The sequence below is a fragment of the Olivibacter sp. EAT-5 genome (genome assembly GCF_044784325.1).
Lineage (GTDB): Bacteria > Bacteroidota > Bacteroidia > Sphingobacteriales > Sphingobacteriaceae > Olivibacter > Olivibacter oleidegradans.
The window spans coordinates 504,046-530,854 of record NZ_CP173028.1 but is presented as its reverse complement, the minus strand read 5'-3'; the positions used below and the strand labels follow the sequence as shown (position 1 = coordinate 530,854).

At 45.0% G+C, this 26,809-nt stretch carries 18 protein-coding genes; 17 read left to right on the top strand and 1 reads right to left on the bottom strand.

The window, feature by feature from the left end:
* Positions 1-98: 98 nt before the first annotated feature.
* The 17 genes from ACH11B_RS02360 to ACH11B_RS02280 all read left to right on the top strand — a co-directional run bounded on the left by ACH11B_RS02360 (position 99) and on the right by ACH11B_RS02280 (position 25,255).
* On the top strand, positions 99-2,795 hold the full coding sequence (locus ACH11B_RS02360) for a c-type cytochrome (protein ID WP_377612981.1): 2,697 nt from the start codon (positions 99-101) through the stop codon (positions 2,793-2,795).
* Positions 2,792-3,874, top strand: a complete 1,083-nt coding sequence (locus ACH11B_RS02355) for an aldose 1-epimerase family protein (RefSeq protein WP_157622168.1) — start codon at positions 2,792-2,794, stop codon at positions 3,872-3,874. Before ACH11B_RS02360 ends, ACH11B_RS02355 begins: the two co-directional genes overlap by 4 nt.
* A 19-nt stretch (positions 3,875-3,893) precedes the next feature.
* Positions 3,894-5,108 (top strand): hypothetical protein, encoded by a 1,215-nt coding sequence (locus tag ACH11B_RS02350; RefSeq protein WP_377612979.1) that lies wholly within the window; start codon positions 3,894-3,896, stop codon positions 5,106-5,108.
* Between the two features lie 34 nt (positions 5,109-5,142).
* Positions 5,143-6,189, top strand: a complete 1,047-nt coding sequence (locus ACH11B_RS02345) for a TIM barrel protein (RefSeq protein ID WP_377612977.1) — start codon at positions 5,143-5,145, stop codon at positions 6,187-6,189.
* Between the two features lie 25 nt (positions 6,190-6,214).
* The gene (locus tag ACH11B_RS02340; RefSeq protein WP_377612975.1) at positions 6,215-7,378 is read left to right on the top strand and encodes a Gfo/Idh/MocA family protein; all 1,164 of its coding nucleotides are present in this window, start codon (positions 6,215-6,217) and stop codon (positions 7,376-7,378) included.
* A gap of 24 nt (positions 7,379-7,402) precedes the next feature.
* Entirely contained in the window at positions 7,403-8,188 is a 786-nt protein-coding gene (locus ACH11B_RS02335) for a DUF1080 domain-containing protein (RefSeq protein ID WP_377612973.1), read from the top strand.
* 12 nt (positions 8,189-8,200) lie between these two features.
* Positions 8,201-8,572, top strand: a complete 372-nt coding sequence (locus tag ACH11B_RS02330) for a transmembrane 220 family protein (RefSeq protein WP_013663763.1) — start codon at positions 8,201-8,203, stop codon at positions 8,570-8,572.
* 11 nt (positions 8,573-8,583) lie between these two features.
* Complete coding sequence (locus ACH11B_RS02325) at positions 8,584-9,294, top strand: EboA domain-containing protein (protein ID WP_013663762.1); 711 nt, start codon at positions 8,584-8,586, stop codon at positions 9,292-9,294.
* Positions 9,295-9,307: 13 nt separating this feature from the next.
* A complete protein-coding gene (locus tag ACH11B_RS02320) occupies positions 9,308-10,294 on the top strand; it encodes a TatD family hydrolase (protein ID WP_013663761.1) in 987 nt (328 codons plus the stop codon).
* A gap of 1 nt (position 10,295) precedes the next feature.
* Positions 10,296-11,180 (top strand): UbiA-like protein EboC, encoded by an 885-nt coding sequence (gene eboC / locus ACH11B_RS02315; protein ID WP_377612971.1) that lies wholly within the window; start codon positions 10,296-10,298, stop codon positions 11,178-11,180.
* A gap of 13 nt (positions 11,181-11,193) precedes the next feature.
* Entirely contained in the window at positions 11,194-12,384 is a 1,191-nt protein-coding gene (locus ACH11B_RS02310; RefSeq protein WP_377612969.1) for a 3-dehydroquinate synthase, read from the top strand.
* Positions 12,385-12,394: 10 nt separating this feature from the next.
* Positions 12,395-13,597, top strand: coding sequence for a metabolite traffic protein EboE (gene eboE / locus ACH11B_RS02305; RefSeq protein ID WP_041387853.1), 1,203 nt, complete (start codon positions 12,395-12,397; stop codon positions 13,595-13,597).
* A 5-nt stretch (positions 13,598-13,602) separates the two neighbouring features.
* Complete coding sequence (locus ACH11B_RS02300) at positions 13,603-14,961, top strand: alkaline phosphatase family protein (RefSeq protein WP_377612967.1); 1,359 nt, start codon at positions 13,603-13,605, stop codon at positions 14,959-14,961.
* A gap of 416 nt (positions 14,962-15,377) precedes the next feature.
* Entirely contained in the window at positions 15,378-18,626 is a 3,249-nt protein-coding gene (locus tag ACH11B_RS02295) for a glycosyl hydrolase (protein ID WP_377612965.1), read from the top strand.
* A gap of 23 nt (positions 18,627-18,649) precedes the next feature.
* On the top strand, positions 18,650-21,430 hold the full coding sequence (locus ACH11B_RS02290; protein WP_377612963.1) for a family 78 glycoside hydrolase catalytic domain: 2,781 nt from the start codon (positions 18,650-18,652) through the stop codon (positions 21,428-21,430).
* Positions 21,431-21,458: 28 nt separating this feature from the next.
* Positions 21,459-24,185 carry a glycoside hydrolase family 78 protein gene (locus tag ACH11B_RS02285; protein ID WP_377612961.1) on the top strand — a complete coding sequence of 909 codons (2,727 nt, stop codon included), beginning with the start codon at positions 21,459-21,461 and terminating at the stop codon, positions 24,183-24,185.
* A gap of 38 nt (positions 24,186-24,223) precedes the next feature.
* Positions 24,224-25,255 carry a winged helix-turn-helix domain-containing protein gene (locus tag ACH11B_RS02280; protein ID WP_013663750.1) on the top strand — a complete coding sequence of 344 codons (1,032 nt, stop codon included), beginning with the start codon at positions 24,224-24,226 and terminating at the stop codon, positions 25,253-25,255.
* 660 nt (positions 25,256-25,915) lie between these two features.
* On the opposite strand, the gene ACH11B_RS02275 is transcribed toward ACH11B_RS02280, so the two are convergent.
* Positions 25,916-26,806: a glycerophosphodiester phosphodiesterase family protein gene (locus ACH11B_RS02275; protein WP_377612959.1), complete on the bottom strand. Its 891-nt coding sequence runs from the start codon at positions 26,804-26,806 to the stop codon at positions 25,916-25,918.
* Between the last annotated feature and the right edge of the window lie 3 nt (positions 26,807-26,809).

Genomic DNA, 26,809 nt, shown 5'->3' with positions numbered 1-26,809 from the left:
ATCAATAAGAACAACTAATAACATAAACATCCTTTAGATGATAAATGCAGTAGCCCTGCCTTTAATGTATTATTCTAAAACAATTCAAGAAATCGTATATGCAATCATATAAGCGTAACGTGTTATGGCTGGCACTGATCATATCGTTGATCTTTGTTGGCTGTCGCGAAGAACCGGAAAAAATAATAGAAGTAGACCCTAAAGTAAAAAAAATCGTTTTGCCACCTGATTTTGTGGCCGAACATATTTATAGTCCTTCAGACAATGAATTGGGCTCTTGGGTGGCTATGACATTCGACCAGAAGGGACGAATGATCACATCCGATCAGTTTGGTTCGCTCTATCGTATCGAATTACCGCCTATCGGTTCGGATTCAACGGTGAAACCGGTAATCCAAAAACTTGACTTTCCTAAAGTGGAGGGATCCGGGAAGGATACTACTGATAAAACGATCGGGATGGGTTTCGCTCAGGGACTTTTATGGGCACATAATAGCCTGTATGTTATGGTGAATCATAAAGCAAATGACGAGTTTTCAAAGGGTAGTGGTTTATATCGCCTCCAGGACACAGACAATGACGACCAATTTGACAAAATTACTCAATTGGTCGCATTGGAAGGGGCGGGTGAACATGGGCCGCACAGCGTTGTCTTAGGCCCTGATAGTACATCCATCTATGTAGTAGCGGGCAATTTTACCGATCTCCCGCAAATGGATCACTACAAATTACCACCCACTTGGCAAAGGGATAATCTCTTCCGTATGATTTTAGACCCTCAAGGGCACGATGCGGATAGCTATGATAAGGGTGGATGGATTGCCAAAACAGATTCCGTGGGTTCGCAGTGGGAACTGATTAGTTCCGGTTTCCGAAATCCTTTTGATATTGCTTTTAATCGGGAGGGAGAGCTCTTTACTTATGATTCGGATATGGAATGGGATTTTGGAATGCCCTGGTATCGTCCGACGCGAATTTGCCATGTAACCAGTGGCGCTGAATTTGGTTGGCGAAAGGGCAATGATAAGTGGCCAGCGTACTATCCCGATAACTTACCGGCGCTGTTAAATATCGGACAAGGATCACCAACGAATCTGATGTTCGCTTATAATGCCCGATTCCCTGAAAAGTACCGAAATAGCTTGCTGGCTTTTGATTGGAGTTTTGGTATGATTTATAGCATACAGCTTGGGGCAAAAGGGGCAAGCTATCAAGCCAAAGCAGAGGAGTTCATTTCCGGTTCACCGCTCGCCTTGACCGACGGTGAAATTGGCCCGGATGGTGCCTTGTATTTTTTAACAGGGGGAAGAAAACTGGAATCAGATCTTTATCGGGTCTACTATAAGGACTTCAAAAAAATAAACCTCGATAAAACAAAAGAAAACCAGGCTCAGACAAGCTATCTGCACAAGCTTCGGAAAGAATTAGAGCAGTATCACCATGCCGCTGCTCCCGGTACGGCCGCTAAGCTTTGGCCCTATCTTAAATATAAAGACCGTTTTATACGTTATGCAGCCCGGATAGCCATTGAGCATCAACCGGTGGCAAGCTGGATAGACTTAGCCCTGCGTGAAAGAAATGTGACGACTTTAACAGAGGCGATGATCGCTTTGGCGCGAACGGGTGAGCCGGCATTACAAAGCAGCATGCTGAAAAAAATGGCAACGGTTGAGATTGCCAGTTTGCCATTGGTCATGCAGCAAAATTTGCTTAGAGCTTATGAACTGACGATCGCGCGCTTAGGTATTCCTAAAAGGCAGGACAAAGAGATGATTGTCCGGCAGCTGGGAAATTTGTATCCTTCCGGGAATAACGCATTAAATCAACAATTAAGCAAGATTTTGGTTGCCCTTGATGCCAAAGATGTGGTGGAGAAAACCGTTCCTTTATTGTATACGGCTAAAGATGATACGGCCGGTCGAGAAACCGTTACACAGTCTTCCGACCTGATTTTGCGGAACCCACAATATGGCTTGGATATTGCCAATATGTTAGCCAAAATGCCACCTGCACAGCAAATCTATTTTGCTACCGTATTGAGTGTGGCAGAAAGCGGGTGGACAACGCAACTGCGCGAGGTATACTTTAAATGGTTTTACAATGCCTTTGGATATAAAGGCGGCAATAGCTATATCGGCTTTTTGGACAGAGCGCGAAAGCGGGCCTTACAAAAGGTTGGGAAAAGTGAATACGTCCATTATAATAAATTATCCGGCGATTCGCTTTTGAGTGCTACCGGCACTTCCTTGGCTTTTGAGGGAGAAGGACCAAAGGGTCCGGGTAAAAATTGGAAGATGGAGGATGCCCTGCCGATTGTCGAAAAAGACTCAGGCGATCGTGATTTTAAAAGAGGGGCAGCGCTATTTGCCGCGATTCGTTGTAAATCATGCCATACGGTACGGGGTGAGGGCGGTTCTATCGGGCCCGACTTAACGCAGCTGGGTACACGTTTTACCATGAAGGACATTTTGGAATCAGTTATCGAACCCAATAAGGTTATTTCAGATCAGTATGCCTCTACGGTCTTTACGCTGAAAGATGGCAGTTCTATTTTAGGCCGACTTAAAAATGAGGACGAAGAGAATTATTATGTATCGCAAAACCCTTATGCACCACAGGTCTTAAAGCAAATCCCTAAGAAAAGTGTGACGGCTAGCAAGATAGCAGAAGTTTCCATGATGCCTCCGGGTACGATCAATGTATTAAATCCAGCGGAGCTTAAAGACCTGATGGCCTACCTGAAGTCGGGGGGAAATGCCGAAAGTGAATTGTTCAAACCCAAGAAAGCTAAATGATGGATGACAAGCAAAGAAGCAATTGGTTAGAAAAAGTCACTAATCCCAGTCAACTGGGTGGGATAGAAACCTCGGTGTTGGATAATGGCCTTGGGGCGGGAACCCGTATTGCTTGGATTAATACCGGCGCAGGCTTGCGGTTTAAGGTCGTCATCGATCGGACAATGGACATCGCGGAGGCCTTCTTTAATCAGCATAGCCTATCCTGGTTAAGTCGGTTAGGCGTCATGAAGGCACAACCATTTGCAGATCGCGGTACCGATTGGCTGCGAACTTTTGGAGGTGGTTTATTAGTAACCTGTGGGCTTACTCATACAGGTGGGCCCGAGCAGGATGATTTTGGTGCACGCGGTTTACATGATCAAATCAGTAATTCACCTGCTGAAATAATCGCTGTTATCCAACCGGATCTGCGTGATGCTGAACCTACGATGTCTATGACGGGAATCATCAGGCAAGGGCACCCGCTAGGGCCTAATCTTGAGCTAAAAAGGACGATCCGGGCTGTATTGGGAAAGCCCGCAATCTATATCGATGATCGCATTACTAATTACGGGAATACGGCCGTACCTCATATGCTACTCTATCACTTCAATTTCGGTTGGCCTTTAGTGGACGAAGGAAGCCGACTGTTATGGCATGGGAGCTGGGAAGCACGAGAGACGGGAGCAAAAAATAAGCTCTTTAAAGAAGGCCAAGCCTTCAAAAAATGTAGCGCGCCTTTGTCGATCCATAACGGACAAGGGGAAGAGGCTGCCTTTATCGACGTCAAGAGTGATCCGAACGGGAAATGCCAGTGTGGTGTGTATAACGAGCACCTCGGCTTGGCTGTTTCCTTATCCTTTCAAAAAAGCCAGCTTCCTTGGCTAACAAACTGGCAGCATTGGGGGCGGGGCGAATACGTTACCGGCTTGGAGCCGGGTACGCATCCGCCGATTGGTCAACATAAAGCGAGAGCGCAGCAGCAATTGATTTTATTGAAACCGGGCGAGTCGCGTGGTTACACGCTAACGCTTGACGTGATCAGCCAACAGGCGGCTATTGAAAAGCTGCTTTCAACGTATACAGACGAATTGTAAACTTTTAAATAAATATAGGATGAATATTATTCAAAAAGCAATGGAACAGGGAGAGGGGATATTAAGATTAGCACCCAATTGGGTGCCCCGATCTTTCTGTGTACCCGGTAGGCGTATTAAATTACATCCGGACGATTACTACATATTGGGTGGCGAACGAGGGGGTATTGACGAACGCTGGCTCTCATCCACGACACCCGCTAAAAATGGCCCATTAACAGGCGAGCACGAGGGCTTAAGCTTTATTGTGTATGAAGAGGGTTCTACCGTGCAAAAGGCCCTACTCCGTGATGCTGTTGAACTACTCAAAGGAGAATTAATCGGTCAACGTCTATGGGATGCTCACAAAAGCTGGCCGATGTATTCCAAATTTTTTGACAATATGGGCCCACTTCCACATCATATTCATCATAATGATGAGAAAGCAGCACTCATCGGTCAACAGGGCAAACCGGAAGCCTATTATTTTCCACCACAGCTGAATAATCATGGGGGCGACTTCCCTTATACGTTTATGGGAATCGCGCCCGGTACAACGAAGGATCAAATAAAAACTTGTTTGATGAATTTTTCAAAAGGCGATAATAAGATTACCAATTTTTCACAAGCATTCCGCTTGGAGCCTGGTACGGGGTGGGACGTCCCACCGGGTTTGCTTCACGCACCGGGCAGTTTATGTACTTATGAGCCGCAGAAAGCTTCGGATGTCTTTGCGATGTACCAATCGCTCGTCAACGAGGCCGTTATACCCGAAGAGCTATTATGGAATGGTACGCCCAAAGAGCGTATCGGCGATTTTGACGAATTACTGGATGTGATCGATTGGGAGTTGAACGTAGATCCCCATATGATGAAAAATCGCTTCATGCGTCCTGTGCCGGTAAAATCAATGGCGGAGATGAGAGAAATGGGTTATGAGGAAAAATGGATATGTTATAAGTCTGACGCCTTTAGCGCGAAGGAACTGACCATTCTGCCAGGCCAAACGGTGACGATATACGATGGCGCCCCCTACGGATTGATTATGATGCAAGGCCGTGGAAAGCTAGGTGTTTGGGAGGTTGAAACTCCAGCGCTCATTCGGTACAACCAGCTTACTAATGATGAGTTTTTCGTATCGGAAAAGGCTGCAGTAAATGGTGTTACCATCAGCAATTATTCACGTGTTGATCCGATGGTCTTATTGAAACACTTCGGTCCTGCTAATCCTGATTTAGATAAAACCAACTTTTAGGCAAAATCCAAATTCATTCCAAAACAATCAAATTATGAAGAAGAACAATTTTCCCAAACTACATAATGCTACCTGGCCTGGTGTTGTTGGAAAAGGTGAGGGAGCTGAACCAATCATTTCGTTGGATACGCTGCTGGAACGGACAGCAACAGCGGTGGTGGATGGTGTTAAGTTCGACGGTATAGATTTGGGTCTTTTCGACGAGCATATTCGGATGGACGCTTCCGATGACGAAATCAAACAATTGGTGGATAAAGTAGGGACACTCGACCTCGTAATCGGCACCTTGGTAGCGCCGGTTTGGCCCCCTTCGGGCGGAGCAGCAATGGGATATGCGGAGGAGAGAAGGCGCTTCGTGGACGTGGTACGCAGGGCCTGCCGTTTCGGTGAAAAACTGCGAAAATTAGGAATCAGGACGAATAATGTAATCCGCATTGATTCGGCTTCGAGTGTAAATGAGTGGCTAAAAAATCCAGTGGCAAATAGCAAACTGATAGCACAAACCTTTCGCGAGGCTTGTGATGTTGCCGAAGGTTTCGGAGAAAGGCTTGCGGCAGAGGGTGAAATATGTTGGGGAGGGATGCATAGCTGGCGGGTGATGTTAGATACCTTGGAACAGGTAAATAGGCCTAATATCGGTTTTCAGGCAGATATGGCGCATACACTTTTATACTTGCTAGGGTATAACAGTCCGGAAGATCGCATCTTGCCGACAGATTTTGAATGGAGCGATCGAGGAACCTTTCAGGCGGGCTTACGCGAACTGACTGAACAGTTAAGACCCTGGACAATTGATTTTCATGTGGCGCAGAACGATGGTACCGTTTTCGGATCCGGCTCGCACGATAAGACAGGACGCCATTGCCTAGCGAGTGATCCTAATGGAAAGCTTGATATTGCTACGGATGCCGGGTTTTGGTTAAGAGATAGTCATGGTGAATTAACAAAAGCTTTTAACCATATCTGTTGGGATGGCTGCATGTTTCCCAATACGGTTATGGAAAAACAAGATACTTGGGAAGATATCTTAAGGGCTATGGTTCAGGTGCGGGAGCAGCATGGCTGGTACGCAGCTGAATAAGGTGTTTACTAAACATAGAAAGATCATGAAGAAAGAAATTAGAATAGGTTTGGTTGGATGCGGTTTTATGGGAAGAACACATACAAATGGCTACAAGAGAGTGGGCGATTTTTTTCCCGAACTTAATTACCGACCAATTTTAAAAGCTGTTTGTGCAAGAAATAAAGAAAAAGTAGCCGCTTTTGCCCAACAATGGGGGTATGAGTCTTACGAAACGGATTGGAATAGGCTAATAGCCCGTGATGATATTGATGCGATTGATATCTGTACGCCCAATAATATGCACGCCGAAATAGCAATTGCTGCCGCTAAAGCAGGGAAAATGATTTTATGTGAAAAGCCATTGGCCCGAACGTTGCCGGAGGCAGCATCCATGGTTAAGGCCATTGAACAGGCAAGGGTAAAAAACACCGTGTGGTATAATTACCGCAGAATACCGGCTGTAACGCTGGCAAAAAAGATCGTTGATAGCGGTAAATTAGGTCGTATTTTTCATTATCGCGCTAATTTTCTGCAAGATTGGACGATTAATGAGCATCTTCCACAGGGAGGAAAAGCTTTCTGGCGTATGGATGCAAACGCCGCCGGCTCAGGAGTCACAGGCGATTTATTGGCACATTGCATCGATACGGCGATGTGGTTAAATGGTGCTATCAAGGATGTGTCGGCTGTAACGGAAACTTTTGTTAAACAACGAATGCATGAAGAGACGGGGCGGCTGCAGGATGTAAAAATTGATGATGCCTGTATTTTTCATTGCCATTTTGAAAATGGCTCCCTTGGACTTTTTGAGTCGACACGCTACGCCCGTGGTCATAAAGCATTGTACACCTTTGAGATTAATGGGGAGCACGGCTCATTAAAGTGGGATCTGCATGACTTGAACCGATTGGATTACTTTAACCACCGGGATGAGTCGGAGCTAAGGGGATGGCGATCGATTCTCGTTACCGATGGCGATCAACCTTATATGGATAAATGGTGGGTTCCTGGCCTTTCAATAGGCTATGAGCATTCTTTTGTACATCAGGTAGCCGACTTTCTGCATAGTCTGGAGAGCGGACAAGCTTGTGCACCAAGCTTTCGGGATGCCTTAGAAACGCAAAAGGTCTGCGAAGCCGTCCTTCATTCTGCCTCGTCCGGCCAATGGCAGCAGACGGATGTGGTATGGGCAGCGGAAACACAATAATTGATCTGAAAATCTAAATAGATTATGGAAAAAATAATAAAGAAGCGCTTCGAGCGAGACTTAATCGCTTGTTTACTGCTTATACTGCCGTTCGGCGCTTGCAGTCAATCCACCGGCGAAAGCAACAATGGCCATCAAGCGTCGGCAGACGGCAAATACGTGCTTATGTTTGATGGTCAGACACTCAGGGGATGGGAAGGTGATACGAGCTATTGGCGGGTAGAAGACGGAAAAATAATAGGTGAACGTACGGCCACTGACGAACCCTTGAAGCGGAATACCTTCTTGATATGGAAGGGAGGGCAACCCGCGGATTTCGACTTGACTTTGCAGTATAAAATTTCGGACGCTGGTAATAGTGGAATAAATTATCGGAGCGAACAGCTTGAGGATACGCCATTTGCCTTAAAGGGATATCAAGCCGATATAGATGGGAAAAATAACTATACCGGGCAACTTTATGAAGAGCGTAAACGGACCACACTCGCTTATCGTGGACAGGTCGTTGAAGTCCCGGATGCTAATGGTGGTGAAGTAAAGAACAATGCCTGGACAGGATTGATGGTAAAAGGCACCCTTGGTGAAGACGCGAAGCTTCGGGCAGCGATCAAAGCAAACGATTGGAATACCTGTCGGATCGTCGCAAAAGGAAATAGCTTGCAACATTATATCAATGGTGTTTTGATGAGTGAAGTGCTTGACAATGACGGTAAAAATCGCCGTGATGCAGGCTTCATCGGTGTTCAGATTCACGTTGGTCCGCCAATGAGAGTGGAATTTAGGGATATGAAATTGAAAATACTGCACTAAAATCTATTGGCTATGTGGTGGTTACAGATACTGAATATTATTTTCTTTTTGTCGTTCTTACTCTTTGCTTATTTTAATTTAAACGACAAAGACTCTTGGTTATGGGTTCCCATTTATGTGTTAGCAGCGGTGCTCTGCGGACTTGCCGTATTGAATAGGTACTTCCATATAGTCTATTTAGGGGCCATCGGATTTTACCTCGCCTACGCCTCTATTCTCTTTTTTGTGAAGGATGGGGTGCTGGATTGGTTTACCAAATATAAGCGGCAGAGCATCGTGGAAAGTATGCAGGCCACGAAACCCTACATTGAAAAAACGCGGGAATTTTTTGGACTGCTGATTATCAGTACCGCATTGGGATTGAATTATTATGTAAGTGCCTGATCTAGAAGGATATGAACGAAGAAACTAAAAGCCAGCTTAATGGATTAGCTTATCGCATTGGGCAATTAAACTTTGAAATCAATGATTGGAAGTGGCTGGAGGAACAGCTTGGTAAGGTGAAGATGAGTTCCGATCATATTTATGGTACCTTTTCATCGCTGAGTAGAATATTACCGAAAAAGGCGGTTGAATTATTGGACGCGGATCGCGAAGCCTTGCAGTTGATCGCGCCGGGTTTTCAGATGCGTGCCTGGGATACGCATCGATTAGCGCGTATGTTACTACTGCTAAATTTAAGAGACTTGATGGAAGCTGATTATGTCCAGGTGTTAAATCATTTATTTGATTATGCCGATATATCCGAAATGGTTGCCTTATATAGTTCGCTGATCGTTTTGGAATACCCTGATCATTGGAAATCGGTCTGTGTGGAAGGAATTCGGATGAATATTGGACTTGTACATGAGGCTATTATGTATGACAACCCCTATCCCTTTTTCTATCTGGATAATGCCGCATGGAATCAACTCATCTTGAAAGCAATCTTTAATGACATGCAGTTAGCGTATATAGTCGGAATATATGCACGTATGAATGAACCGCTTATTTCGGCGCTTTTAGATTATGTAGCAGAACGTGAGGCGGCGGGTAGGACTGTAAGCCTCCCCGTGCGGAAATTGCTCAGTTTGAGCGAAAAGAACTATTCTTTTAACATGAATTAGTAGCGTAAAACTTATGTGTGGAAACCAATTGTTTATAAATGGGGAAGATGCGGTATCCCCTTTAAGTGTCGACTTGTTGGAAACGGTAAAAGAGATGAATTTCTTTGATCCGCATATCCATATGACATCCCGTACAACCGACGATTATCAGGCGATGGCAGATGCAGGTATTGTTGCCATTATTGAGCCAGCCTTTTGGTTAGGTCAACCCCGAACCAGCGCGCATACCTTTAAGGATTACTATAGTAGTTTGATCGGATGGGAGCGATTCCGAGCGTCGCAATTTGGGATTAAACATTATTGTACGATTGGATTAAACGCCAAAGAGGCAAATAATACCGCTTTGGCGGCGCAAGTAATGGAATTATTGCCTTTGTTTTTACATAAAGAGGGGGTGGTGGGTATCGGCGAAATCGGTTTTGACGATCAAACAGCTGCGGAGGAGCATTATTACCGCCTGCAACTGGAACTGGCGAAAAAGGCAAGGTTACCGGTGCAGGTTCATACACCTCACCGCGATAAAAAACGAGGTACGCTTCGGAGTATGGAAATTGCTTTAGAGCATGGGTTGGCCCCTGATCAACTCATTATCGATCACAATAACGAGGAAACTGTTGAAGAGGTCCTGAACAGGGGCTTTTGGGCAGCTTTTACGATTTACCCTTTTACGAAGATGGGCAACGAGCGCATGGTAGAATTGGTGAAAAGATATGGAGCAGCGCGTATCATGATTAATTCGGCTGCGGATTGGGGGATTAGTGACCCCTTAGCGGTTCCAAAAACCGCGGCGCTCATGAAAGCGAAAGGAATCAGTGATGAAGAAATTCACCTGGTAACTTATCAAAATGCCATAACGGCTTTCGCCCGGAGCGGTCAACTTGATCCGCAGGATTTCGTCGTGAAAGCAAAGGTAGACCAACGCGAAAAGTTTGCGGGTAATAGTGTGCTCCGCGGAGGGCAGCAACCACGAATAGACAAGTCATCGATCATCATTAGCTGATATGGGAAAAATAAAATACTACCTACGGTTGTTGCGACCGGCAAACATTTTAACCGCTATAAGTGATGTACTGGCCGGGGTAGCTTTGTCGACAGCCTCTAGCGATGCCGTCGGCATTGGCGAGACGGATATCCTGTGGCTCTGCATGGCAACGATCGGCTTGTATGGTGGTGGAATTGTTTTCAATGATGTTTTTGATGCGGCAATCGATCGATTCGAACGTCCCGAAAGACCTATACCCAGCGGAAAGGTCTCTGTTAGACAGGCTGCGCTGTTTGGAAGTCTTTTCTTTGTATTCGGACTTTTAGCTGCTTGTACGGTCAATATTGCAGCCGGTATGATTGCGAGCTTCATTGTATGCGCAGCACTTCTTTATAATAAATGGGCAAAACATCACCGGCTGTTTGGCCCACTGGTGATGGGACTTTGCCGAGGGGCTAATCTTTTGCTGGGAATAGCGATTGCTTCCCACAACCTGTTAGCTATGGGATACATATCGCTCGTGCCCATCGTTTATATTGCCGCAATCACCTTGATTAGTAGCGGGGAAGTTCATGGAGGTCGGAAATCCAGCGCTATGATAGCCACCGGTGCATATACGCTCGTGATTGCGGCTATTGGCTTATTTGCTTATATCCATCATTCCTTTGCTTATACCCTATCCTGTTTGGTTGTGTTGGTGATCGTCATCTATCCTCCCTTGTTTCGAGCCATGCTAGATGCCGATGCAGGAAACGTTGGTAAAGCGGTAAAAGCGGGTATCATCGGCTTGATCGTCGTGAACGCCGCTTGGGCAATGGCTAGCAGTGCCTTCGTCTTAACCGGAATCATCTTGTTACTATTGCCCCTTTCGATTTGCATTGCGCGATTTTTCGCGGTTACTTAAACAAAACTATCGCATGAAACACATTTTAAAGCAGCATTTGACAGTGACCTTTCAGTACGAGGTATACTTTAGTGAAAATATCTTTTCAATCGATAATTCTTTATTTAGGGATGCGCTAGCGCCTTACCTAAAGCCTGGTTTGGTTCGTCAATTACTTTTTGTAATAGACGAGGAACTTAGCCTTGCTCATCCGGGCCTCCTCAAGCAAATCGATGTGTACTTTCAGGGGCAGGTACATTTAGCGCTTGTGAAAGAAAAAATAATCATCCCCGGTGGCGAGGTAGCGAAGAATAATCCGTACTACTTTAATCAAATTGTTGAGGCTATCCATCGGCATAAAGTCGATCGCCATTCGTTTGTGGTTGCTATTGGTGGCGGAAGTGTATTGGATGTGGCCGGTTATGCCGCGGCTGTTTCGCACCGAGGGATCAAACACATCCGCGTACCCACCACCGTGCTGTCTCAAGACGATTCAGGGGTCGGCATAAAGAATGGAATCAATTTTTTCGGTAAGAAAAACTTCCTCGGAACCTTTGCACCACCGATTGCTGTTTTTAATGACTATCAATTATTAGAAACATTGAGCGATCGGCATTGGGTGGCCGGGATTGCTGAAGCGATTAAAGTAGCGCTTATCAAAGATGCAACTTTCTTTGAATGGCTGCGTGATCAGGTGGATGGTATTCTAAAGCGAAATGCTGATACCATGAAATATTTGATCTGGAGAAGTGCGCAATTACATATGGACCACATCGCGAGTGGCGATCCTTTTGAACTGGGATCTTCACGTCCCCTAGACTTTGGGCACTGGAGTGCGCATAAAATAGAACAGCTGAGTGACTTTCAAATATTGCATGGCGAAGCTGTTGCCATTGGTATTGCACTGGATACAACGTATTCTTTTTTACAGGGATATTTAAATGAATGTGATTACAAGGAAATACTGCGTGTACTGCAAGCTTATGAATTACCTATTTTCCATCAACTATTAAAAGATGAAAGGGTCATATCCGATTTACTCGACGGTTTGGAAGAGTTTAGAGAACATTTAGGAGGTAAATTGACCATTATGCTGCTACGTGCGGTGGGTGTAGGTCTGGAGGTACATGAAATGGATCACGATCGGATTAGGGAAGCGCTTGCACGTTTAAAGAAGTTAGATGAAGTTCAACAACAAAGGAAATTGGTTTCGCTTCCAGATTAAATTTGAAATTATGTATACAGCAAATGGACATTTAACTTATTGTACGAATATACATGCCGGCGAAAGTTGGTCGGCACACTTTAAAGTGTTACAGACATTTCTTCCGGCGATTAAAGAGCAAGTAGCTCCGCTACAACGGATGGGGATAGGGCTCCGCGTTTCGGAAGAGGCCAGTCGAACATTGATTCAGCCAGCGGAGCTGGCAGCCTTTAAAGACTGGCTAAAGCAAGAACAGCTTTACGTATTTACTATGAATGGGTTCCCCTACGGTGCTTTCCACCAAACCAGCGTGAAAGACTTGGTACACCAACCGGATTGGACTACCAATGAACGTTTAAGTTATACAAAACGACTCTTTGATATCTTGGCTGTGTTGTTGCCGGAAGGAATGCATGGGAGCATATCAACCTCTCCATTAAGCTATAGGCATTGGGAACCGCACAATTGTCAGGAAAGGCGAAACGTAGCGACCCAAAACATCGTCGCTGTGGCGATCTATCTCCGACAGATTGAGCAGGAAAAAGGTATACACTTGCATTTGGATATCGAACCCGAACCGGATGGCCTTTTGGAAAATGGAGACGAGTTTTTGGATTGGTATATAAACGACTTAATCCCTACCGGTAGCCGCTTGCTTTCCGCTGCTCATCATCTATCTGATGTGGAAGCAGCAGGGATACTGAAGCGTTACATTCAGCTATGTTACGATGTCTGCCACTTCGCTGTGGGTTATGAACAACACGAGGAGATAATAGAAGCCATTAGAAGTGAAGGCATACAAATTGGGAAAATACAGGCCAGCGCGGCCATTAAAGCCTCCATGTCACCCCTAAGGGAAGATAGGAACCAGCTAAAGGAAGTGTTTAATGCATTTAATGAAGATACCTACCTCCATCAGGTGATTGCAAAAACCACCGAGAACGGTTTGATCCGATATCGTGATTTACCCGATGCACTCTTGGATGTGGACAACCCTGATGTGGAAGAGTGGCGGGCGCACTTTCACGTACCCTTGTTTATAGATAATTATGGAAATATTGCTTCTACACAAAACGATGTGCGGCAAATTTTAAGTTTGCAGCGATCAGCAAAATTGAGCGATTATATTGAGGTCGAAACCTATACCTGGGAAGTCTTACCGCAAGCATTGAAAATGCCTTTGGTAAGCTCGGTAGCTAGGGAAATTAACTGGGTCAAGGATCAAATTATTTAATGGAGATGTTACACAAGACCGTTGTACTGGATGTGGTTGGCTTATCAAGTTCCTTGATAGGGGAGCATACACCGTTTTTACAAGCTTATGCCGCGGAACATGGATTGCAACCTATTGCGCCGATGTTGCCGGCGGTAACAACGTCGGTGCAATCCACCTATCTAACAGGCAAGTGGCCCAAGGAACATGGGATTGTAGGAAACGGCTGGTATGATCGGATCGATTGTGAAGTGAAATTTTGGAAACAATCGAATAAATTGGTGTTAAGCGACAAGATTTGGGAAAAAGCGAAGGAGCTAGATCCTGACTTTACATGCGCGCAATTGTTCGGTTGGTATAATATGTACTCGCAGGCAGACTACTCGGTTACGCCTCGACCAAATTACCTGGCCGATGGACGGAAAATTCCCGATTGTTATAGTCGGCCTGCCGAGCTGAGAGATTATTTACAACATCGGCTAGGGCAATTTCCTTTGTTTCAATTTTGGGGTCCTGGTGCAAATATTAAGTCAACCCAATGGATAGCCGACGCCGCCATGCTTACGGATAAACGTTTTGATCCGACTTTAAGCGTTATATACTTGCCGCATTTGGATTACGGTTTACAAAAATATGGCCCTCATGCCTCCAAAATAAGGAAGGATTTAATGGAAATTGATCGCGTTGTGCAACAGCTGGTCCATTATTATCAGGAACAACATGCGCGAATTATTATTTTATCGGAGTACGGAATTTGTCCCGTTAATCGGCCAATCCATGTGAATCGATTATTGCGGAAGGAGGGTTTGTTGCAAGTTCGGGTAGAACGCGGTTTGGAACTGCTCGATCCCGGGGCTTCGGCGGCATTTGCTGTAGCGGATCATCAGGTTGCTCATATTTATGTACAGAATAAGCGTAAAATTCCGATGATCCAACAATTGTTAGCGCAACTTGAAGGGGTGAAATTAATACTGGATCGGGATGCGCAGCAGGCTTATCATATACAGCATGAGCGGTCCGGCGACCTCTTGTTAATGGCGGATGCACAGAGTTGGTTTACTTATTATTTTTGGTTAGATGATAAAAAGGCACCGGATTACGCGCGCGCTGTAGATATTCATAAAAAACCCGGTTATGATCCGGTGGAGCTCTTTATGACATCTAAAGGACGAGCTTTTTATAAACTGCTGCGGAAAAAACTGGGTCTTCGCTATGTGATGGATGTGATCCCTTTAGACGCAACCCTTGTTAAAGGTTCGCATGGTAGCCTGGCAATCGATCCCGCTTATTATCCGGTAATCATGAGTGACGTCACGAAGCAAAATACGGGTGAATTGACCGCTATAGACGTTTATCGGGTTATATGGGAGGCGTTGAGTAGTTAAAGAGTTGAGTAGGGAACTAGTTAGGTAGTGATGAACGATGAGTGATGAATGATGAACGATGAGTGATGAATGATCAACAGTGGGAAAATAGGTTTTTTTACTTTTTACTTTTGAATTTTTACTTTATCAAAATGAGTGATGAACGATGAGTGATAAATGATCAACGGTGGGACAGTTGCTGCCTAAAGCTTGCCGCTTATGGCTTAAGGCCTATAGCTTACAGCCGCTAAGGCCTCGAGCTAGGGAAATAAGCTGATGGGCTGAAAAGCTGATATCCGAAAGCCTATAGCCTACTGCCTAAAGCTTACCGCTTATAGTTTACAGCTAATAGCTCCTATCAGGATAGAACAGGATGAAGAAATACATAATAAAAGCTATATTGGCTAAGAAATTACCGATTATTACCTAATCAAAATATGAATTATTGGCGTTTCCTATTTTTTCGAACAATTATCTTACTATGGACGTGTTTTCTGTGCTGGAAATGCGCCCCCGATGATACCGATCAATCATTTGCTGCTTTGGAAGAAGCTTTTCAACAACCGCCCGACTCCATCCAAACAAGCGTCTATTGGTATTGGATTTCGGATCATATTTCCAAAGAAGGGGTTGTGAAAGATTTGGAAGCGATGAAAGCCGTTGGTATTAATCGCGCATTTATCGGCAATATCGGTTTAGAAGATGTGCCTTACGGAAAGGTCAAACTTTTTTCGGATGGGTGGTGGGAAATTACGCATGCAGCTTTAAAAAGAGCGGGTGAGCTAGGCATCGAAATCGGTTTATTCAACAGTCCCGGCTGGAGCCAATCGGGCGGGCCTTGGGTTAAAGCCGCCCAAGCGATGCGCTACTTAGGGGCAACGGAAACGTTGGTGAGGGGCGGCAAGCAAGTTGCCGTTAAACTGCCGCAGCTGGGTGAAAACTTTCAAGATGTGCGCGTCCTCGCATTTCCCGCAAGCGCAGAATACGGACAATCAATTGCGGATGCTAGTCCTGAGATTTTGGCACAACCTAGCTTAAAGAACCTCCCCTTACTGATCGATCAGGACACACAGACCCATGTGAAGCTGCCTGCCGGCTTAGCAACAGCAATTACCTTTACGACGGATAAGGATTATAGTGCCAGAAGCCTAACCATTACGCCTGCGGCGCAAGCGATGATGCTTCATGTCCGCTTGCAAGTTGCGGTCGATACCGGTTACCGGGAAATCAAATCATTTAAGATCGATCGTAGCAATAGCCAGCTCAATGTCGGTTTCGAACCGTACGCTCCTGTATCGGTATCTTTTGCAGCTGTTCGCGCCAAGAAGTTTCGCCTAGTCTTTACGGAAGTTTCGGAAAATGCCGCCTTGGCCGAAATAATACTGAGTCCTTTACCGCGTGTAGCGCGCTTTAAGGAGAAAGTTTTGGCGAAGATGCATCCGACTCCGCTTCCTTATTGGCATGATTATCTGTGGGAGACACAAGCTCCTGTCGACGATGCGGTACAGTTGACAAAGCCAACCACTGTGTTGGATATTACGGATAAAATGGACGCTGACGGTGCCTTGATTTGGAATGCACCGAAGGGTGACTGGATTGTTTTACGAACCGGCATGGTACCAACAGGTGTCAAGAACGGTCCTGCTTCACCGGAAGGAACCGGATTAGAGATCGATAAAATGAATCACCTCCATGTCGTTCAGCATTTTGATGCTTTCCTGGGCGAAGTTATGCGACGGATTCCGCCAGCCGATCGGAAAACGTTCAAGGTGGCTGTTCAGGATAGCTATGAAATGGGCGGTCAAAATTGGACAGACAATTTCATAGAAAAGTTTAAAAAGCAATACGGTTATGATCCTGTACCCTATATCCCCGCGATGTATGGGTATGTTATCGGCAGTCAGGATGAATCCGATCGCTTTTTGTGGGATTTGAGACGATTTATTGCCGATAAGGTAGCCTATGAGTATGTGGGCGGATTGCGTGATATCAGCCATAAACACGGACTAAGCATTTGGTTGGAGAACTACGGGCACTGGGGCTTTCCCGGTGAGTTTCTACAATATGGCGGACAATCGGATGAGGTGGGTGGTGAGTTTTGGAGCGAGGGTGATCTGGGGAATATCGAAAACAGGGCAGCTTCTTCCGCGGCACACATCTATGGGAAAAATAAGGTGTCGGCCGAATCCTTCACGGCTGCGGGAAACACCTATGGTCGATATCCTGCATTGATGAAACAACGGGGTGACCGCTTCTTTACTGAAGGGATCAATAATTCCCTGCTGCATGTTTATATTCATCAACCCTATGAAGATAAAAGGCCAGGCATGAATGCTTGGTTCGGAAACGAGTTTAACCGTTTCAATACATGGTATGCGGATATGGATTTATTTGTCGATTACCTGAAACGCTGCAATTTTATGTTGCAGCAGGGGAAATACGTGGCCGATGTGGCTTATTTTATCGGCGAAGACGCGCCTAAGATGACGGGGGTGCAGGATCCTGCCTTGCCAAAGGGTTATTCCTTTGATTATATCAATGGCGAGGTCATTCGGGATCGACTGAAGGTGAAGGATGGGCGATTTGTTTTACCTGACGGGCTGTCTTATCGTATATTGGTGCTACCGAAGTTGGAAACCATGCGTCCGGAGCTGCTCGAAAAAATTGAAGAACTGGTGAGGGATGGTGGTGTGATATTAGGGCCGAAACCAAAGCGATCGCCCAGTTTGCAGCATTTTGGGGAAGCGGACAAGAAGCTACGGGACTTGGCTGACAAACTGTGGGGAAATATCGATGCTAAAAAAATAAAAACGTATGCTTATGGAAAGGGCTTGGTAATGGATGGTATAGACCTGCAAGCGGCATTGGATAGCTTGCAAATACTTCCGGATGTTAAACTAGCGGATCGGGATACGGCTTTATTTATTCATCGCCGATTGGATGGAGGCGATATCTATTTTGTGTCGAACCAAACGGATCAAGCGATCCGTATAACACCTGAATTTCGTGTTAGCGACAAGGTTCCGGCGTTATGGAATGCGATCGATGGTAGCCGACGGGAATTGCCGGAATTTAGTCAAACTGAACAGACTACAACCGTACCGCTGTTGCTCGAAGCCTATGAGAGTGCCTTTATTGTATTCCGGAAGGCCAACAAGCTCGATGAGAAGAAAAATCGGTTGAACTTTCCGTCTCCTACAAAAACGGAGATCATCCGGCAACCATGGACGGTGATATTCGATCAAACAGCCCAGGGGCCGGATAAACCGGTAGTCTTTGATAGCTTGAGCGATTGGTCGAAGCATTCGGATGAGCGAATACGCTATTACTCGGGAGCTGCGAACTATCAAACGACCATTCAACTGCAGAAACCTAAGGAAGGGCAACGGGTATACCTTAATATGGGGTCCGTTATTGCCTTAGCAAAAGTCCGGATAAACGGTAAAGATGCAGGTGGTGCTTGGACTCCACCTTATAAAATAGACATCACATCTGCTGTCCAAGAAGGGAAAAATCAGCTAGAGATCAAAGTTGTCAATACTTGGGTAAACCGGCTGATTGGTGATCTGGGTATCCCACAAGATAAGCGTACCACCTGGCTGCCGATCAATCCTTATCGAAGGGATAGTCCGCTACATCCGGCGGGCTTGCTCGGGCCCGTGACGATTGAGACCTATGCGTATTGAAGTTGATAGAAAAAAATACTCCCATGAAGAAGAAAATCCTCCTTTCACTAGTGTTCTACTGCCTGGCAGTACCCATTTCCTTTGCGCAAAAAGCAAGTATCATACCTGTCAATCTCCGGTTTGAATACTTAGAAAACCCGATGGGGATCGATGAACAATTTCCACGCTTTAGTTGGACTTTGGAAGCGAGGGATAAAAAGGCTTTTGGACAAAAGCAGGGAGCGTATCGGATCTTGGTCGCCTCGAAAGCAAGTCTGCTGGATAGGGGGGAGGCCGATATGTGGGACTCCAAATGGGTCAATTCAGACGCGATGCAGCAGGTTGTCTACCAAGGAAAGCCCTTACTGTCCGACCGAACCTATTATTGGAAAGTTGCCGTAAAGGATGAAGACGGGAAGCCGTCGCCTTGGAGCAAGTCGGCGCAATGGACTACCGGCTTGTTTGAACCAGGTGAATGGCAGGCGGAATGGATTGGCACGGATCAGCTTTTCGATCCCAAACAGAAGGACTGCAATATTATTGATCCTTGGTTGCGTAAAACATTTGAGTTACCGCGACGTCCGGGCCGCGCATCACTTTTTGTCGCCTCCGTTGGCTTCCATGAAGTGTATGTGAATGGTAAACGGATAGGCGAGGATGTGCTGGCTCCGGCAGTAAGCGACCATACCAAGCGTGCACGTTACGTAAGCTACGATATTACACCTGCTCTAAAGAAAGGAAAAAATGTGGTTGCAATTTGGTTAGGAACGTCTTGGTCCATCCACGGTCCTTACGTTTCAGACCATCGGCCCAACACCCCTATCGTGCTGGCGCAGGCTGCCATTTATGCAGAGAAGGAACCGCAGGCTGATGCGAAGCCCATATTTTTACTAGCTACCGATGTTAGTTGGAAAACCCATCCAAGCCCTAATAAACTGCTCGGTATTTGGGATTCCAATCGAATGGGCGGTGAATTATGGAATGCCAATCAGGAAATGCCGGAATGGAACCGGCTTGATGGTGGCGATTCGGCTTGGAAAAATGTGGTGGTTTATAAACCGGAGTTGAAATTGTCGGCACAGCAGGTAGAAAAAAATTACCTGTTCGACGAAATTCGGCCGGTTAGTATAGAAGAAAGGGCGGACGGTTCATTTCGCGTAGATATGGGTGTTAATTTTGCGGGCTGGACCGAAGTACCGATAAAAGGAAATCCGGGAGATACTATTCAATTTCTCTATTCGGAACGAGAACAAGACGACATGACCTTCGGTTTACATAGCGCCTATATCATAGGTGCAACGGGTAAGGGCGTTTTTCGGAATCGATTCAACTATAGTTCGGGTCGGTGGATTACTATTAAAGGTTTAAAGAAAAAGCCAAAACTATCAGCTATTCACGGCTGGGTGGTGCGCACCGGTATTCAATCCGCAACGCAATTTGCGTGCTCCGATTCGTTGCAACAATGGATTTATGATAAGGTGCGGTGGACTTTTGAAAACCTTTCGTTGGGTGGATATATTGTCGATTGTCCGCAACGGGAGCGCCTCGGTTATGGGGGGGATGCTCATGCAACCTGCGAAACGGGTATGCTTAATTATCATATGGGTGCTTTTTACACCAAATGGATGGAAGATTGGCGTGATGTAAGTGGAACGGAGAGCATCGTCGGTAATATGTATGATAGCACCTTTGCCCGTAAGAAACTGATGGGTGGCCGAATCCTTAACAATGGTATCCTGCCACATACTGCTCCGACCTATATGGGGGGTGGTGGGCCTGCATGGGGCGGGATTGTGGTGACCTTACCTTGGGCAATGTATCAACAGCAGGGCGACAAGCGGATACTGGAAAAGAATTTTGAATTGATAAAAAATTGGCTGGCTTTTCTGGATTCAAATACGAAAGAGGGTCTCTTGCAGCGATTTGGCGGGCATTGGGATTTTCTGGGCGACTGGCTCTGGCCGGGAGCTACTGCTGAAGGAATGAATAATGATAAGCCCGAAACGCTCTGTCTTAATAATTGCTACCGGGTGTACAATTTAAGGACAGCCGCAAAAATTGCAGATGCACTTGGCAAAGAGAAGGAAGCTAACCAATGGGAGGAACAGGCGAATGTCTATAGTAAAGTTATTCACGATCGTTTTTTTAACAAGACGGACAACAGCTATGCCGATAGCTCCATGGCGAATCTGGCCGCAGCACTCTTAGCGGATATTATGCCTAAAGATTTGCGTCCTCAGGTGATGGAAAGACTGGAACAAGAAATTCTGCTTAACAGGAACGGTCATATTCATGTGGGTATCACCAGTGGTGCGCTGTTGTTTAAATTGCTCCGTGAAAATAACAGAAACGATTTGATTTATAGCATGACTTCCCAAACGGATTATCCGAGCTGGGGCTACATGAAAGCGAATGGCGCAAGCACCATTTGGGAGATGTGGGAGAAAGATCTACCCGGGCATTCGCTCTTACATAGCTCGTACCTTTATCCGGGAGCGTGGTATATAGATGGTATTGCTGGCATCAAACTGGATCCAAAGCGGCCTGGATATCAACATTTTGTTGTGAGTCCTCCCAGCGCCTTACCCGCGCTGCGATGGGCGGAAGCTTCATTCAACTCTCCTGCGGGCCTTATTGAAGTGAAATGGAAAAGGGAGGAGCGCTTAGCCCTGCAGGTTATTGTGCCACCCAATTGTAGTGCAACATTGCGATTGAAACATGAAGATGATATTGATGTGGAGCCCTACGGAAATTATATCAAAAAAATCGGCCAGCAGGGCGGTGAAGTGATTTATGAACTGCAGGCCGGTACGTATTCTTTTTAGCGGATTGATCACCTTTTAATAATAAATTATGATACGGAAAGTAAATGAACATGTTTGGTGGAAATGTACTTGTTTGATCTTGTTATTTTGTGCTATCGCTATGGGAGAAAGTCAGGCACAAAAGCTTAGTTTATATGGCTTAACTTGTGAATATCAAAAAAATCCCGTTGGCATTGATATCGCAGTTCCACGGTTAAGCTGGAAGATAAAGGCGACGGAAAAAGGGGTGATGCAAACGGCTTACGAGCTGAAAGTAGCCACTGATGTTGGTGGATTGAAAAAGGGAAATACGTGGCATTCGGGAAAAGTCGCAAGTGATGCTTCGGTACTTATACCCTTTGGCGGAGCTACGCTGGAAAGTAAAACGCGTTACTTTTGGCAAGTCCGTGTTTGGGATAACAAAGGAAACGTTTCGCCATGGAGTGAGGTAAGTTTTTGGGAAATGGGCTTGCTCAATCCTACCGATTGGAACGCGAAATGGATTCAGCTTGATCAGGCAACCGCGCCTATTTCCAATCCCAGTCCTCAATTTAGGAAAGTGTTTGACCTGAATCAAGGGATAAAAAAAGCAAGACTCTATATCACATCGCATGGCTTATACGAGGCTTATCTGAACGGTGAAAAGGTAGGGGATGCCTATTTTACCCCTGGATGGACCAGCTATCATAAGCGTTTGCAGTATCAGGTCTACGATGTTTCCAAGCAGCTCAAAAATGGACAGAATGTTATAGGCGTTCTACTGGGCAATGGCTGGTTCAAAGGAAATTTGATGGGTGGAAACAATTTTTACGGAGGCGACCTGGCTCTTTTGGCTCAGCTGGAAATCGAGCTTGAAAATGGGGAAAAGATGAATGTTTCCAGCGATGGTACGTGGAGCTGCTCAACGGATGGCCCGATCCGAATGACTGACATTTACAACGGCGAAACTTATGATGCCCGTATGGAGCAGGTTAATTGGACAACTGTTGCTTTTAAGGATGATACATGGAAGCCCGTTAAAGTGAACGATTCACTTGCATACCAACGGCTAGTCGCATCGCCCGCTCCACCCGTGACGGCACAGGAGAGTATTCAACCCCTTAAGATTATCACAACACCAAAAGGCGAAAAGGTGATTGACTTTGGACAAAACCTGGTGGGATGGATTCAGTTTGACGCCAAGGGAAAATCAGGTGATTCCCTGGTTTTCTATCATGCTGAAGTATTAGATAAAGAAGGTAATTTTTATACGGAGAATCTGCGTTCGGCTAAGCAGCGATTGACTTACATTTTCAAGGGGAGCGGCTCGGAAACGTATCACCCTCGTTTTTCTTTTCAGGGCTTTCGGTATGTGAAGATTGAAGGTGCTAACGAAAAAATCAATTTAAATAATATAAAAGCAGTTGTTCTACATTCAGATATGCGTCAAACAGGGGACTTTGCAACCTCGGATAGCTTGATCAATCAACTGCAGCACAATATCCGCTGGGGGCAAAAAGGAAATTTTTTGGATGTCCCTACGGATTGTCCACAGCGCGATGAACGATTAGGTTGGACGGGCGATGCACAGGCCTTTTTCAATACGGCAGCTTATAACATGGATGTCGCTGGTTTTTTTATGAAATGGTTGCAGGATGTAAAGGCCGACCAGTTCGCCAGCGGTGCGATACCACACGTCGTACCCTATTACTGGAAAACGAAAGAGGGTGGCTCGGCTGGCTGGTCGGATGTGGCTACGATTATTCCGTGGAATTTTTATCGTCTGTACGGCGACAAGCGGATACTGGAGCAGCAATACACCTCAATGGCAAAATGGGTGCAGTTTATGGTAGATAATAGCACGAATGACCTTTGGAATAAAGGGTTTCATTTTGGTGATTGGCTTTTCTATATTCCTAATGATGATCGGGATGGACGGGCTGCTATTACCGACAAGTATCTTATTGCCCAGTGTTTTTTCGGACATTCCGTACAATTGATGATCAATGCAGCCGAGGTATTAGGAAAAAGGGAGGATGTTGCCCGTTATCAGCAATTGCTGCAGCAAGTGAAGACAGCCTTTATGAAGGAGTATGTAACACCGTCAGGTCGCTTGGTTTCAAGCTCACAGACAGCCTATGTATTAGCCCTGCAATTCGATATGTTGCCGGAGAATCTACGTGCACAGGCAGCAAAACGCTTAGCCGATAATATCAAAAGCTATGATAACCACCTTACCACCGGCTTCTTGGGGACACCCTACCTTTGCCACGTCTTGAGTCGATATGGCTATGAGGATCTCGCTTATACCTTATTAATGCAGCGTACCTATCCATCCTGGCTTTATCCGGTGTTGAAAGGTGCTACCACTATTTGGGAGCGCTGGGATGGTATTAAGGCGGATGGTTCCTTTCAAAATAAAGACATGAACTCGTTTAATCATTATGCATATGGAGCTATAGGCGATTGGATGTATCAACAGGTTGCCGGTATTCAGGCGCCAAGTGAGACACCGGGCTATAAAGCGTTTGTGATTGCTCCGCGACCTGGAGGTGGATTGTCTTTCGCCAACGCTTCGCTTGAGACGATCTATGGAAAAATCGTCTCGAACTGGAAAATTACCGGCACGAAGATGCAAATGACGGTAGAAGTTCCGCCGAATACCACCGCAAAAGTATTTTTTCCCAATGCGGTGAAAAACTCGGTGAAGGATGAAAAGGGAATTGTAGTGGATAATTCCGCTGTGGAAATAGGTTCCGGTAAGTATAGTTTTACATTTGATGTGGTACGCAATTAATCAAAAATCTGTATCTTTCGACTTTGTAACCTATATCCATGAAGTGTGATCCGTTTTTTGAGTATATAAAGATTGATGAGTTTTCGGCAACACCAAAGTATTTACAGCTAACGAATGCCATATTGAATGCCATTAAAAATGGTAAAATCGATAAGGATACGATGCTGCCCTCTATTAACGAGTTAAGTTTTGTTTTAGAGGTCTCAAGAGATACTGCTGAAAAGGGTTATCGGTATCTCAAGAAATTAGGGGTGATCGATTCCGTGCCCGGTAAAGGGTATTATGTGAGCCGTACCGACTTCAGGCAAAAAAGAAGCATCATGTTACTTTTCAATAAATTGAGCGCACACAAGAAGATTGTGTATGATGCCTTTATAAAAACGCTCGGAACGGATGCTGCGGTCGATTTTTATATTTACAATAACGATTTTAATCTTTTTAAAAAGCTCTTACAGAACCAAAAGCAGGATTATACGCACTATGTGATCATCCCTCATTTTGTGGAGGAACGTGAAAAAGCCGCCGAAGTAATCAACCAATTGCCAAAAGAGAAATTGCTCTTGTTGGATAAAAAAGTACCCGGAGTAGAAGGCGATTATGCTGCCGTATATGAAAACTTTGAAGAAGATATTTACCATGCCTTGGAAGAGGCCAAAGGGGAATTGGCTAAATACCATACCTTAAAATTAATTTTTCCGGATAAAAGTTACTTTCCACGAGAGATTATAAAGGGATTTTACCGCTTTTGTCAGCAATATGCTTTTGACCACCTGCTTGTGAGCGATATTGCGAAAGAGCCGATCAGTGCAGGCGAAGTTTATATCAATCTAATGGAAGACGATTTAGTGATTTTGTTGGATCGTATTATTTCCATGAAATTGGAAATCGGAAGCCAGGTTGGTGTCATTTCTTACAACGAAACCCGCGTTAAACGATTTATACTGAACGGCATAACCACCATCTCAACTGATTTCGAAAAAATGGGCACGACCGCTGCCAACCTCATATTGGAAAACTCCAAGCAACATGTCGAAGTGCCCTTCTATTTGTTTAAGAGAGCGTCTATTTAGTTATTGGTTATTAGTTGTTAGTTATTAGTTGTTAGTTATTAGTTGTTAGTTATTGGTTATTAGTTGTTAGTTATTGGTTAATAGTTGTGCGTTGCGAGTTGCCAGTTGTGAGCAGAGACGCTTATAAGGGCTAGGTTAGTTGTTGGTTATTGGTTACTAGTTGTTGGTTATTCGTTATCGGTTAATAGTTATTCGTACTAACTACTTAACCACTAGACTATTTAACGACTTAACTAGATTAGTTATTCGTTATCGGTTAATAGTTATTCGTACTAACTACTTAACCACTCGACTATTTAACTACTTAACTAGATTAGTTATTCGTTATCGGTTAATAGTTATTCGTACTAACTACTTAACCACTCGACTATTTAACTACTTAACTAGATTAGTTATTCGTTATCGGTTAATAGTTATTCGTGCTAACTACTTAACCACTAGACTATTTAACTACTTAACTAGATTAGTTGTTTGTTAACGGTTGTTAGTTATTCGTACTAACTACTTAACCACTCGACTATTTAACTACTTAACTAGATTAGTTATTCGTTATCGGTTAATAGTTATTCGTACTAACTACTTAACCACTCGACTATTTAACGACTTAACTAGTTATCACATCGGCTAATTATCACATTAGCTAATTCCCTACTCAACTATTTAACGTCTCAACGACCCGATCGCTTCCCCCACTTCAATCGGTAAATCGGATTCCAGCACATCGGCGCCGTCTTCAATAATGGCTCGGTAGGCTTTTGCGCGTTCTTCTTTCGTTTTTACCTTGTCATAAGTGGGCGCTGCCGAAATCATACAGCGTATGCCTTTTGCATGCAGTAACTTGTACATCACTTGATTATCGGGTTTTATATCGGGTCCGATATAAGCGATCATTTGACTGGCTGGTATTCCCACATCCTCATAAGGCTTTAACGCATCGGGGGTTTTTACAAAAGCAGAGAACATTTGATTTTTATGCTGTTCGTAATAAAATTTCGCTTGCTCGGCATTGTGTACTGTTACCATCACAAAGGCTTCTGCTTGGTGCTTTTTGATTAAGGCGGCGGTCATTTCCATCGGTACATCCTTTTTGTCGAGGTTTAGAACCGTTTTACCCCTTGCCCACTCGATTGCTTCAGAAAGGGTAGGGATATGGTAAGGTGTGACGTTTCCGTTAACATCTTTTAACTTGAACTGTTTAAGTTCTTCATAGGTGTAGTCGCTAACCTTTCCTGTGCCGGTAGTCGTGCGTTCAAGCGTCGCATCGTGCATCAATACGATGATGCTGTCTTTCGTAAGCCGTGGATCGATTTCATAAAATGCTTGTGTATATTTTAGCGTATTTTCGAATGCTTCGATCGAGTTCTCGGGAAAGCCTTTTTCCGTACCGCCCCGATGGCCTGAAATAATGGGTTTATTGCCGGGCCTATATTGGAAAAAGCGGTGTAGCTCTTTTGCCGTTTTAACGGAAATAACATGTAACTTTTCTTGAGCGGTAGCGGGGCGACTTAAGCTGCTGACAATAAAAAGGCTTAATAGAAATAATTTATTCATAAG